Origin of the sequence: Streptomyces sp. NPDC047022, from assembly GCF_040644155.1 — a bacterium.
GTDB lineage: Bacteria > Actinomycetota > Actinomycetes > Streptomycetales > Streptomycetaceae > Streptomyces.
On sequence record NZ_JBEYVV010000014.1, the window covers coordinates 102,170 to 114,092 of the forward strand.

General features: G+C 69.9%; 10 protein-coding genes and 1 pseudogene. 3 read left to right on the top strand and 8 right to left on the bottom strand.

What is annotated here, in order from left to right:
- Window positions 1-119: 119 nt before the first annotated feature.
- The 8 genes and pseudogenes from ABZ845_RS17305 to ABZ845_RS17340 all read right to left on the bottom strand — a co-directional run bounded on the left by ABZ845_RS17305 (window position 120) and on the right by ABZ845_RS17340 (window position 7,577).
- Entirely contained in the window at window positions 120-479 is a 360-nt protein-coding gene (locus ABZ845_RS17305; protein WP_360979751.1) for an MmcQ/YjbR family DNA-binding protein, read from the bottom strand.
- The gene (locus ABZ845_RS17310; RefSeq protein WP_360979754.1) at window positions 476-1,780 is read right to left on the bottom strand and encodes a hemolysin family protein; all 1,305 of its coding nucleotides are present in this window, start codon (window positions 1,778-1,780) and stop codon (window positions 476-478) included. Before ABZ845_RS17310 ends, ABZ845_RS17305 begins: the two co-directional genes overlap by 4 nt.
- On the bottom strand, window positions 1,777-2,274 hold the full coding sequence (gene ybeY, locus ABZ845_RS17315; protein ID WP_360979757.1) for an rRNA maturation RNase YbeY: 498 nt from the start codon (window positions 2,272-2,274) through the stop codon (window positions 1,777-1,779). The genes ABZ845_RS17310 and ybeY overlap by 4 nt, the downstream gene beginning before the upstream one ends.
- A gap of 12 nt (window positions 2,275-2,286) precedes the next feature.
- Window positions 2,287-3,360, bottom strand: coding sequence for a PhoH family protein (locus tag ABZ845_RS17320; protein WP_360979760.1), 1,074 nt, complete (start codon window positions 3,358-3,360; stop codon window positions 2,287-2,289).
- Window positions 3,361-3,541: 181 nt separating this feature from the next.
- Window positions 3,542-4,799: pseudogene (locus ABZ845_RS17325) on the bottom strand (MFS transporter).
- Entirely contained in the window at window positions 4,796-6,115 is a 1,320-nt protein-coding gene (locus tag ABZ845_RS17330) for a GH1 family beta-glucosidase (protein ID WP_360979763.1), read from the bottom strand. Before ABZ845_RS17330 ends, ABZ845_RS17325 begins: the two are co-directional and overlap by 4 nt.
- Window positions 6,116-6,193: 78 nt before the next feature.
- Entirely contained in the window at window positions 6,194-6,460 is a 267-nt protein-coding gene (locus ABZ845_RS17335) for a protealysin inhibitor emfourin (RefSeq protein WP_360979766.1), read from the bottom strand.
- A 49-nt stretch (window positions 6,461-6,509) separates the two neighbouring features.
- Window positions 6,510-7,577, bottom strand: a complete 1,068-nt coding sequence (locus ABZ845_RS17340) for a M4 family metallopeptidase (protein WP_360979769.1) — start codon at window positions 7,575-7,577, stop codon at window positions 6,510-6,512.
- Between the two features lie 347 nt (window positions 7,578-7,924).
- On the opposite strand from ABZ845_RS17340, the gene leuA reads away from it, so the two are divergent.
- The 3 genes from leuA (at window position 7,925) to ABZ845_RS17355 (ending at window position 11,922) form a co-directional block, all read left to right on the top strand.
- Entirely contained in the window at window positions 7,925-9,646 is a 1,722-nt protein-coding gene (leuA, locus tag ABZ845_RS17345; RefSeq protein WP_360979772.1) for a 2-isopropylmalate synthase, read from the top strand.
- A 189-nt stretch (window positions 9,647-9,835) separates the two neighbouring features.
- Complete coding sequence (locus ABZ845_RS17350) at window positions 9,836-10,540, top strand: TerB family tellurite resistance protein (protein ID WP_360979775.1); 705 nt, start codon at window positions 9,836-9,838, stop codon at window positions 10,538-10,540.
- Between the two features lie 197 nt (window positions 10,541-10,737).
- A complete protein-coding gene (locus ABZ845_RS17355; protein ID WP_360979778.1) occupies window positions 10,738-11,922 on the top strand; it encodes a sialidase family protein in 1,185 nt (394 codons plus the stop codon).
- Window position 11,923: the final 1 nt, after the last annotated feature.

Here is an 11,923-nt window from a genome sequence, read left to right on the forward strand (position 1 = left end):
AGGGGCGCGGGGAACTGCGCAAACCCACGACGCACCAGCAGGCGGAAACGCGCGGGGCACCCCACCGACGGGGCGCGGGGAACTGCGCAAACCCCCACAGCGGACCGCAGGTCACCGGGTCAGGGCCGGTCCAGCCCCAGCCGAACCCCCCGCGGCAGACCGGCGACGACAAGGTCGTACGAATCCTCGACCAGCTCCCGCACCAGCCGCCCCGGCAACCCCCCGTCCACGACTACCGTGTTCCAGTGGCGCTTGTTCATGTGCCAGCCCGGCATGATCAGCCCCTCGTACTGCTCGCGCAGCCGGACCGCGTCCTCCGGGTCACACTTGAGGTTGACCTTCAGGGGCCGGGCGTCCAGGTTCGTCAGTGCGAACAGCTTGCCGTGGACCTTGAAGACCGACGTCTCGGGGTTGAAGGGGAAGTCCTCCACCACCGCGTTGAACGACAGGCACAGGGCGCGCAACTCCTGAGGGGTCATTCCGGCTCTTCCCGCGAAGGCTCGGCGGCCGGTCCCACCGGCTCCACCAACACGGTCACGATCTTGTTCCGGCGCCCGGCGGCGGACTCCGCGGTCAGCCGCAGCTCGCGCCCGTCCGGCAGCTCCACGACCGAAGAGGCACCCGCGATGGGCACCCGGCCCAGCGCCTTGGCGAGGAGGCCGCCGACGGTCTCCACGTCCTCGTCGTCGTACGCCTCGAGCCCGTACAGCTCGCCGAGGTCGCCGATGTCGAGGCGGGCGGTGACCCGGTAGCGGTCCCCGCCCAGCTCCTCCACCGGGGGAAGCTCGCGGTCGTACTCGTCGGTGATCTCACCGACGATCTCCTCCAGGATGTCCTCGATGGTGACGATCCCGGCCGTGCCGCCGTACTCGTCGATGACGACGGCGACGTGGTTGCGCTCCTTCTGCATCTCGCGCAGCAGATCGCCCGCGTTCTTGGTGTCGGGCACGAACGTGGCCGGCCGCATGGCGGTGGACACCAGCTCGGACTCGGCGTCCCGGCTGATGTGCGTCTTGCGGGCCAGGTCCTTGAGGTACACGATCCCCACGATGTCGTCCTCGCTCTCCCCGGTGACCGGTATGCGCGAGAAGCCGGACCTCAGGGCCAGGGTCAGCGCCTGGCGGATGGTCTTGTAACGCTCGATGACCACCAGGTCCGTCCTCGGGACCATTACCTCCCGCACCAGGGTGTCGCCCAGCTCGAAGACCGAGTGCACCATGCGGCGCTCCTCGGCCTCGATGAGGGACTCCTTCTCGGCGAGGTCGACCAGCGCGCGCAGCTCCGCCTCGGAGGCGAAGGGACCGCGGCGGAAGCCCTTGCCGGGGGTGAGGGCGTTGCCGAGGAGGATCAGCAGGGACGGGATCGGGCCCATGATCCGGGCCAGTGGCAGCAGGACATACGCCGCGGCCGTCGCCGTGTTCAGCGGGTGCTGGCGGCCGATGGTGCGCGGGGAGACGCCTACGGCGACGTACGACACGAGCACCATGACCGCGATGGCGACCAGCAGCGCCTCGGCGGTGCTGGACATCTCCTGGAGGCAGGCGTAGGTGACGAGCGAGGCCGCGGCCATCTCGCAGGCGACACGCACCAGCAGCGCCACATTGAGATAGCGGGTCGGGTCCGCGGCGATCTGGGCGAGCTTGGCGCTGCCGCGCCGGCCGCTGCGCACGGCCTCCTCGGCGCGGAAGCTGGAGACGCGCGCCAGGCCCGCCTCCGCGCAGGCGGCGAGCCAGGCGACGACGACCAGGGCGATCGCGCCGATGATCAGTTCGCGGGTCATGACACGGTCGGGGCCGGGGACGGCCCCGTCATGCCCTTCTCCGCACGCCAGCCGTCCACGATGGCGGCCTGGAGCCCGAACATCTCCGCCTTCTCGTCGGGCTCCTCATGGTCGTAGCCGAGCAGGTGCAGCACCCCGTGGACGGTCAGGAGCTGGAGCTCCTCGTCCATGGAGTGCTGCGTCGGCGCCTCGGCGCCCTGCTTGGTGGCGACCTCCGGGCACAGCACGATGTCGCCGAGCAGTCCCTGCGGCGGCTCCTCGTCGTCCTTGGACGGCGGGCGCAGCTCGTCCATCGGGAAGGACATGACATCCGTGGGGCCCGGCAGGTCCATCCACTGGACGTGCAGCTGCTCCATGGCGTCGGCGTCCACGACGATCACCGAGAGCTCGGAGAGCGGGTGGATGCGCATCCGCGCGAGCGCGTAGCGGGCGATGTCGAGGATCGCCTGCTCATCGACCTCGGTGCCGGACTCGTTGTTGACGTCGATCGACATGGTGCTGCTGGTCTACTTCCCCTTGTGCGCGTGCCCGGCTTTGCCGTGAGCCGGCTTGTGCGCGCCGTTCTCGGTGCCGAACTTGCTGTCGTACTTCTCGTAGGCGTCGACAATACGGCCGACGAGCTTGTGCCGTACGACATCGTGGGACGTCAGGCGGGAGAAGTGGACGTCCTCCACGCCTTCCAGGATCTCCTGCACCTGCCGCAGACCGCTCTTGGTCCCGTTGGGCAGGTCGACCTGGGTGACGTCACCCGTGATCACGATCTTCGAGTCGAAGCCGAGGCGGGTGAGGAACATCTTCATCTGCTCGGGGCTCGTGTTCTGGGCCTCGTCCAGGATGATGAAGGCGTCGTTGAGCGTACGGCCACGCATGTAGGCCAGCGGAGCGACCTCGATCGTCCCGGCGGCCATGAGGCGTGGGATGGAGTCGGGGTCGAGCATGTCGTGCAGCGCGTCGTAGAGCGGGCGCAGATACGGGTCGATCTTCTCGTACAGCGTGCCGGGCAGGAAGCCGAGGCGCTCGCCGGCCTCGACGGCAGGGCGGGTCAGGATGATCCGGTTGACCTGCTTGGACTGCAGGGACTGGACCGCCTTGGCCATGGCGAGATAGGTCTTGCCGGTGCCCGCGGGACCGATGCCGAAGACGATCGTGTGCTTGTCGATCGCGTCCACGTACCGCTTCTGGTTGAGCGTCTTGGGGCGGATCGTGCGGCCACGCGAGGACAGGATGTTCTGGGTGAGCACCTCGGCCGGCGTCTCCGCGGGCCCCTCCCCGTCCGCGCCCGCGCGGAGCATGGCGATCGAGCGTTCCACTGCGTCCTCCGTCATCGGCTGTCCGGTGCGGAGCACCAGCATCATCTCGTCGAACAGGCGCTGGATCAGCGCGACTTCCCGTGGGTCGCCCACGGCACTGATCTCGTTGCCCCGGACATGGATGTCGGCCGCCGGGAAAGCCGATTCGATCACACGCAGGAGGGAGTCTCCGGACCCCAGCACGGTCACCATGGGGTGCTGGGCGGGGACGGTGAAGCGCGCTCGGGCCTGCCCCTCCGCGGGGTCGTGCGCTGTGGGTGTCTGAGTCATGGGCCGGCTCTGTGGCCTGCGATTCCTCCTCCGTACGGCCGCACAGCTGACGGCGGCCTCGCGGTTTCCAGGGTACGACGCGGCACTGACAGAGCCGTAGGGCTTTTCTGTGCGCTTGTATGACGTGTATACCCCCGTGTGGCGGGCCCGGCCTCCGGCCGGCCGGAGGCCGACGGTGCTTTCAGTCCACTCCCCGGATCCGCACCACCAGCAGCGCCCCCGCCAGCCCCACCCCGGCCGACACCAGGTAGAGCATCCGGTAGCCGCCCAGATACATCACGATCGGCGCGGCCAGGACCGGGGCCGCGACCTGGGGCAGGGCGTTGGCGACGTTGATGACGCCCAGGTCCTTGGCACGGTCCTGGGCCTTCGGCAGCACGTCCGTCATCAGGGCGAAGTCGACCGAGGTGAAGACCCCGAAGCCGATGCCCAGGACCGCCGCCGCGACGACGGTGCCCGGCCAGGTCCCCCAGCCGGACAGGACCGCCGTCGCGAGCGCCATCAGCACTCCTGACCAGAGCACATACGGCTTGCGGCGGCCCGACCGGTCCGACAGGACCCCGCCCACGACGACCGTGGCGAGGAGCGTCACTCCGTTGACCGCGGTGAGGACCAGGACGCCCTGGTCGGGGTCGTGGTACCGGATGCGGTCCCGCAGGTAGTAGAGGAGGTAGAGCAGCACCAGTGAATTGCTGAGGTTGATCAGGAAGCGGGTCAGCCATGCCCAGCCCAGGTCGGGATGGCGGCGCGGGCTGAGCCAGAAACCGGTCAGGAAGCCCCGCCAGGACCACGGGGGCCGGTCCGCGGGCGCCAGTCGCAGGTCCCGGTGGCCCAGGATGTACGGCAGCACGCCCGCCACCGTGAACAGCGCGCAGGCCGCATAGCCCGCGCCGATGCCCCCGGCCGCCGTCGCCAGGCCGGTGCCGCCGACCACGCCGAGGATCTGCGGCCCCCAGCCAGCCGCCCACCGAGCCCCGCTGAAGACGCGGCACACGGTCCGGTACCGCCGCCGTCACCGCGGCGAAGGCCGCGTTCAGCGTCAGCTGCGCCAGGCACCAGCCCAGCGCCATGGTCCACGGTCCGCCCGCCCCGGCCAGCAGCAGGAGCGAGGCCGCCCCGCCCGCCGTCCCGGCCGCGATCCACGGTGTGCGCCGGCCCCGGCGGGCGGTGGTCCGGTCCGACAGCGCGCCGAAGAGCGGGTTCGCGACGAGAGACACCACCGCGCCCGCGCCCGTCACCCAGGCCAGCATCGTCTCCTTGGACATGCCGGACCCGGCGGCGAAGTCCTTCGCCTGGGAGGCGAGCAGGATCTGCAGCGGGCCGTACCAGCCCACCCAGATCGCCCCGTTGGCCAGCGACAGGGCGAAGATCCACCCCCTGCCCACTCGTTCGACGGGCTCGGCGAGGGCGGTGACCTCGGGCCGCTCCGCCGTCGTCATCCCCGCGCCGACCGCAAGAGGTCGCGCAGCCAGTTGTACGACGACTTGGGGGTGCGCTCCAGCGTGTCGTAGTCCACGTGCACCAGCCCGAAGCGCCGCGCGTATCCCTCGGCCCACTCGAAGTTGTCCAGCAGCGACCACACGAAGTAGCCGCGTACGTCGACGCCCGCCTCCACCGCCCGCAGCAGCGCCCGGATGTGGCCGTCCAGATAGGCGATGCGCTCCTGGTCGTCCACGCCCTCGTACGAGCATCCGTTCTCGGTGATGACGATGGGCGGGAGCCGGTCGCCGTAGCGTGCGCGCAGACCGGTCAGCAGCTCGGTCAGCCCCTCCGGTACGACCGGCCAGCCGAAGTCCGTGACCGGTCGTCCCTCGATCTCCCGTACGGTGAAGGGGAGTTCGGCGGGGAACGTAAGGCCGCCGAACTCGGTCTCAGTGCCCTGCGGGGCGCCCACCTCGGCGGGCGCGTAGTAGTTGATCCCGTACCAGTCGAGCGGCTGAGAGATCACCTCGAGGTCGGCCTCGACGTCGCCCGGCATGAGCTCGCCGATGCCCTCCGGGTAGTGGCCGAGCAGCAGGGGGTCGGAGAACAGCCGGTTGAGCAGCACGTCGTAGAACTCCGCGGCCTCGATGTCCTCCTGTTTGCCGGACGCGGGCCAGGTCGGGCCGTGCGAGTTGGCGATCCCGATGTCGTCCGCCCCGGCCGCGCGCAGGGCCCGTACCGCCAGACCGTGGGCCAGGAGCTGATGGTGCGCCACGGGCAGGGCGTCGAACATCAGCCGCCGGCCCGGCGCGTGCACACCGAGGGCATGGCCCAGGAGCGTGTGCTCGGCGGGCTCGTTGAGCGTGATCCACTTCTTCACCCGGTCTCCGAGGCGCCCGGCGACGACCGACACATACTGCGCGAACCGCTCGGCGGTGTCCCGCTCCAGCCAGTCCAGCGCCACGGGCAGGTCCCAGTGGAAGAGAGTCGGGACCGGGCGCACGCCCGCCGCGCACAGTTCGTCCACCAGGCGGTCGTAGAAGTCGAGGCCGCCTGGGGAGTTCACCCGGGGCCAGGAGACCGAGAAGCGGTACGCGTCCACGCCGAGACGGGCCAGCAGTGCCACGTCCTCGCGGTAGCGGTGGTAGTGGTCGCAGGCCACCGCCGCGGTCGAGCCGTCCTTCACCCGCCCCGGCTCGGCGGTGAACGCGTCCCACACGGAGGGCTCGCGCTCGTTCACCGCCCCCTCGATCTGGTGGGCCGAGGTCGACACGCCCCACAGGAATCCGGCCGGGAGATGGGATATCGGGTTCGTCGCCATGCGCCGGATCATCCGTACCGGCGGTAACCGAAGTCAACGGGCCTGCGCCAACTGTCAGTCGGCGCAGGGCACCCCGGCAGCGGGCGCCGGTCAGGCTCCTTCCTTCAGGACCCGGGACACCAGCGTCCGCTGCTCCTCGGTCAGCAGGGGATCCGCGCAGTACACGGTCCTGCCGTCCACGGTGATCTCGTAGCTGAACCCGTCCGGTACGCCGGCCGGCGGCGCGTCCTGACCGGCGGCCAGGGCCCGCTCGGCCAGATCGCACCACTCCTCGGCATCGGGCCGCCCCGAGGTGTCCACCTCAGCCAGGCGCTCGATGCCCGCGAATCCTCCCGTACGCCTCACCTGAATACGCATGGGACCTGTCTAGTACGAGTCGGGCGGCCGGGGCTACGGGACTATGAGACTACGAGGCCGGTACCCCGACCCCCTCCCAGGCCTTGAGGACGGCGTCGTGCTCCGCGCCCTCCTGGTAGCGGGCCTTGGCCGCCGCGACGGTCAGCTTCGCGAAGTCGGTGAAGTCGGCCTCCGACTGCAACTGGCCGCCGGTCAGCACGTCGTACCAGATCTGCCCGGCCCGTTCCCAGGCGTTCCCGCCGAGTTCGGTGGCGACCAGGTAGAACGCGTGGTTGGGGATGCCGGAGTTGATGTGTACCCCGCCGTTGTCCTGGCTGGTGTGCACATAGCCGTCCATCGTCCCCGGCTGGGGGTCCTTGCCGAGGACGTCGTCGTCGTACGCGGTGCCCGGATCCTTCATCGAGCGCAGTGCCTTGCCGGTGACGCGGGGGGCCAGCAGCCCGGCGCCGATCAGCCAGTCGGCGTCGGCCGCGGACTGGCCGAGACTGTACTGCTTGATCAGCGAGCCGAACACGTCCGAGAGCGACTCGTTGAGAGCGCCGGACTGGCCGTAGTAGGCCAGGTTCGCCGTGTACTGGGTGACGCCGTGGGTGAGTTCGTGGCCGATGACGTCGACCGGGATGGTGAAGTCGAGGAAGATCTCGTTGTCACCGTCGCCGAACACCATCTGCTCGCCGTTCCAGAAGGCGTTGTCGTAGTTCTCGTCGAAGTGGACGCTCGCGTTGAGCGGCAGCCCGCTGCCGTCGATGGAATTGCGTCCGTATGCCTTCTGGTACAGCTCGAAGGTGGCGCCGAGGCCCGCGTACGCCCGGTTGACCGAGGCGTCCTGGCCGGGCTGGTCGCCCTCGCCGCGGACCTTCTTTCCGGGCAGGTCCTGCCGGTGCCCGGCGTCGTAGATGGTGCGGTGCGGACCGTCGGCGGTGTCCTCGGGCGGGGTCGCGGCGGGCGCGCCGATGACCGTGGTCAGGCGGCGACGGGTGCGCTCCAGGGCGTCGCGTTCGAGGGTGCGGCGCGCGGGAGTGGCGAGTGCGGGGTCGTCGTGCCGTGCGAGCTTGTCGAGGACATGCGGCGGCACGATGCTGCAGAAGACGGGCTCAAAGCCCCCGTTGCTGGTCATACCCTGAACCATTGCACTCGGTAATAACTCTGTCACTACCTGCAACCATGATTGGTGAAAAGTCCGGGCAAGGGTTCACGATCACCGGAAGAACTGCTACAGAACCCCCCATAACGGCAGCTGTGACCTGACACACTTTTTGTCCGAATTATCCCCACGGTCCCGCATACTGATACGGGCCTTCGTGCCGGGCGTGGCTCGGCTACGATGCGGAGCATCATGCGATTTGGGCTGCTCCTCCTTAGCTGCCGCGGCGAGGGCCTGTAGTCGAGGCCGACCCCCTCCCCGCGGAGTTTGGCGCTGCGCCGTCGGCCGTCCAGCCGGACATCCTGAGGAGCCCTCGCATCATGGCCAACCGCCAGCAGTCCACGTCCATGCCGATCCACAAGTACCGTCCGTACGACCAGGTCGACATCCCCGACCGCACCTGGCCGAACCAGCGGATCACCAAGGCCCCGCGCTGGCTCTCCACGGATCTGCGGGACGGCAACCAGGCACTGATCGACCCGATGTCGCCGGCGCGCAAGCGCGCGATGTTCGATCTGCTGGTGAAGCTGGGCTACAAGGAGATCGAGGTCGGATTCCCGGCCTCGGGCCAGACCGACTTCGACTTCGTACGCTCGATCATCGAGGACGAGGGTGCGATCCCCGACGATGTGACGATCTCGGTGCTGACCCAGGCCCGCGAGGACCTGATCGAGCGCACAGTCGAGTCGCTGAAGGGCGCCAAGCGCGCCAACGTCCACCTCTACAACGCGACGGCCCCGGTCTTCCGCAGGGTCGTCTTCCGTGGCTCCAAGGACGACATCAAGCAGATCGCCGTGGACGGCACGCGGCTGGTCATGGAGTACGCGGAGAAGCTGCTGGACCCCGAGACCGAGTTCGGCTACCAGTACAGCCCCGAGATCTTCACCGACACCGAGCTGGACTTCGCCCTGGAGGTCTGCGAGGCGGTCATGGACGTCTGGCAGCCCGGTCCGGGCCGCGAGATCATCCTCAATCTGCCCGCCACCGTGGAGCGCTCCACGCCGTCCACGCACGCGGACCGCTTCGAGTGGATGCACCGCAATCTCTCGCGCCGTGAGCACGTGTGCCTGTCCGTCCACCCGCACAACGACCGCGGGACGGCGGTCGCGGCGGCCGAGCTGGCCCTGATGGCCGGCGCCGACCGCGTCGAGGGCTGTCTGTTCGGACAGGGCGAGCGCACCGGCAACGTCGACCTGGTCACGCTGGGCATGAACCTGTTCTCGCAGGGTGTCGACCCGCAGATCGACTTCTCCGGCATCGACGAGATCCGCCGTACGTGGGAGTACTGCAACCAGATGGAGGTCCACCCCCGCCACCCGTACATCGGGGACCTCGTCTACACCTCCTTCTCCGGCTCCCACCAGGACGCCATCAAGAAGGGCTTCGACGCGATGGAGGCCGAGGCCGCGGCCCGGGGGAAGACCGTCGACGACATCGAGTGGGCGGTGCCGTACCTGCCCATCGACCCCAAGGACGTCGGCCGCTCCTACGAGGCGGTCATTCGCGTCAACTCGCAGTCCGGCAAGGGCGGTATCGCCTATGTCCTGAAGAACGACCACAAGCTGGACCTGCCGCGCCGTATGCAGATCGAGTTCTCCAGGATCATCCAGGCGAAGACGGACGCCGAGGGCGGCGAGGTCACGCCGAAGGACATCTGGTCGGTCTTCCAGGACGAGTACCTGCCCAACCCGGACAACCCCTGGGGCCGTATCCAGGTGCGGACGGGCCAGTCCACGACGGACACGGACGGGGTGGACACCCTCATGGTGGAGGCCACCGTCGACGGCCAGGACACGGTTCTGACCGGTACCGGCAACGGCCCGATCTCGTCCTTCTTCGACGCCCTCCAGTCGATCGGCATCGACGTACGCCTGCTGGACTACCAGGAGCACACGATGAGCGAGGGCGCCTCCGCCCAGGCCGCCTCCTACATCGAGTGCGCGATCGACGGCAAGGTTCTGTGGGGCATCGGCATCGACGCGAACACGACACGTGCATCGCTGAAGGCGGTCGTCTCCGCCGTCAACCGCTCCGCCCGCTGACGCCCGCCGGACCTCTGACCGGCACGTTCACGGCCCCGCCTGCCCTCAGGGGCGGGCGGGGCCGCGTCGTGGACCGGCCATTTCGGCCAAAGATCACGGAGCGGTCTCGTCCGGGGTGCTGACTTCGCATCACCAATGTGGCTAACATCACGCCAGCGCGGCGATGGTGCCGCGGGACGGAGGTGCGACGTGCTGCCAGGACGGGGACGTAACGGCCATGGAGCCCGTGAGGGCCGTGTCGCGCACGTCCTTGGTGTCCGCGTCGCGTGGACCGCCGTGGGCGACGGCGAGTTCTTCTGTCCCGGCTGCGGGGGCGACCGCAACTACCAGCGGCTCACCGGACGCCGGCGCTTCACGCTGGTGGGCGTACCGCTCCTGCCGCGCGGCGAGACGGGCCCGGTCGTGGAGTGCGCGGCCTGCCGCCGGCACTACGGCATGGACGTCCTGGACCACCCCACCACGACCCGCTTCTCGGCGATGCTCCGCGACGCCGTGCACACCGTGGCCCTCGCGGTCCTCGCCGCGGGCGGCACCTGCTCCCGTACGCCACTGGAGACGGCCGCCGTCGCGGTGCGCTCCGCGGGCATCGACGACTGCACGGCGGACCGGCTCGGCGCCCTGGTGGAGGCCCTGGCCGCCGACACCGGCCGCGTGTGCGGTGAGCCCGGCGGCGCGAGCCTGGCCATAGAGCTCCACGAGGCCCTGGACCCCCTGGCCCCGCATCTCGCCCCCACCGGCCGTGAGTCACTTCTCCTCCAGGCGGCCCGCATCGCTCTGGCGGACGGTCCGTACACCCCGGCGGAGCGCGATGTCCTGGCGACGGTGGGTACGGCTCTGACCATCCACCCGGATGACGTCCCCCGGGTTCTGGCTGCCGCCCGTACGCCGTTCTGAGCCGTTCGCTCCGCGGGTGGGGCGGGGTTTTTGCGCAGTTCCCCGCGCCCCTGAGGGGGGCTTCTGTGCGTTGTACTGTGCGGGTGGGTTGGGGGTTTTGGGCAGTTCCCCGCGCCCCTGGTGGGGGCTGTCACTCGGCATGGTGACAATTCCTTGCTGAAGGGATCAGTATCTTCCGCGGGGGGACCATCTGATGCATGGCCTCCCTCAGCTGCACCCTCCTGGTCACCGCCGCCGCCCTCCTCACCCCGCTCACGGCGCCCGCCCCCGCAGCCCCTGGCTGCACCACGTCCACCCCCTACACCGGGGGCAAGGTCGGCTACGCCACCTACCGCATCCCCGCGGTCGTCACGACCGGCAAGGGCACCGTGCTCGCCTTCGCCGAGGGCAGACACCGCGTCGAGAGCGACACCGGTGCCATTGACGTCGTGCTCAGGCGCTCCCTCGACGGCGGCTGCACCTGGGGGCCCCTCGCGGTCGTCGCCGCGGGCAAGGGGGACACCCGGGGCAACCCGGCACCCGTCGTGGACCCCCGCACCGGCCATGTCGTCCTCGTCACCTCGTACAACAGCGGCACCGTGACCGAGGCGCAGATCATGCGCGGCGAAGCGGCGCCGAGCCGTACCCGCCGCGTCTTCGTGCAGACCAGCACCGACGACGGCCGCCACTTCACCGCCCCGCACGAGATCACGGCACAGGTGAAGCGCCCCGGCTGGCGCTGGTACGCGACCGGGCCGGGGCACGCGCTCGCCCTCACCCGGGGCCCGCACACCGGCCGGCTCGTCGTCCCCGCCGACCACTCCGCCGCCCCGCCTCCCGGATCGTCCGACACCGGGCGGGAGTTCAGGTACTACGGCGCGCACGCCCTCTACAGTGACGACGGCGGACGCACCTGGCACATCGGCTACAGCGACGACTCCTACGACGGGCACGACAACTCCAACGAGAGCGGCGCAGCCCAACTCCCGGACGGGAGGATCTACTTCACCGCCCGCGACCAGAACGGCAAGAGCGCCGGACACCGCCTGGACGCCCGCTCCCAGGACGGCGGCGCGACCCTCCAGCGCCCGTACGCCGTACAGCACACCCTGGACGACGTCCCCGTGGTCCAGGGCAGCGTGCTCCAGCTCCACGGGCAAGCCGCGCCGCTGCTTTTCTCCGCCCCCTCCGACCCCGCCGCACGCCGGGCGATGGCGATCTGGCGCAGCACCGACGGCGGCGCGACCTTCACCAAGGCCCTGACGCTGTCACGGAAACCGGCGGCCTACAGCGATCTGGTGCAGCTGAGCGGCGGACGGCTCGGCATCCTGTACGAGACGGGGGCGAAGGGCCCGTACGACACGATCGTGTTCCGGCGCGTCCCGCTCACCGACGTGGAGTGAG

What these genes read in the sequence shown, in the direction of transcription:
- ABZ845_RS17305 (WP_360979751.1), bottom strand. Translation starts at nt 479, where the DNA reads ATGACCCCTCAGGAGTTGCGCGCCCTGTGCCTGTCGTTCAACGCGGTG.
- ABZ845_RS17310 (WP_360979754.1), bottom strand. Translation starts at nt 1,780, where the DNA reads ATGACCCGCGAACTGATCATCGGCGCGATCGCCCTGGTCGTCGTCGCC.
- ybeY (WP_360979757.1), bottom strand. Translation starts at nt 2,274, where the DNA reads ATGTCGATCGACGTCAACAACGAGTCCGGCACCGAGGTCGATGAGCAG.
- ABZ845_RS17320 (WP_360979760.1), bottom strand. Translation starts at nt 3,360, where the DNA reads ATGACTCAGACACCCACAGCGCACGACCCCGCGGAGGGGCAGGCCCGA.
- ABZ845_RS17330 (WP_360979763.1), bottom strand. Translation starts at nt 6,115, where the DNA reads ATGATCCGGCGCATGGCGACGAACCCGATATCCCATCTCCCGGCCGGA.
- ABZ845_RS17335 (WP_360979766.1), bottom strand. Translation starts at nt 6,460, where the DNA reads ATGCGTATTCAGGTGAGGCGTACGGGAGGATTCGCGGGCATCGAGCGC.
- ABZ845_RS17340 (WP_360979769.1), bottom strand. Translation starts at nt 7,577, where the DNA reads ATGACCAGCAACGGGGGCTTTGAGCCCGTCTTCTGCAGCATCGTGCCG.
- leuA (WP_360979772.1), top strand. Translation starts at nt 7,925, where the DNA reads ATGGCCAACCGCCAGCAGTCCACGTCCATGCCGATCCACAAGTACCGT.
- ABZ845_RS17355 (WP_360979778.1), top strand. Translation starts at nt 10,738, where the DNA reads ATGGCCTCCCTCAGCTGCACCCTCCTGGTCACCGCCGCCGCCCTCCTC.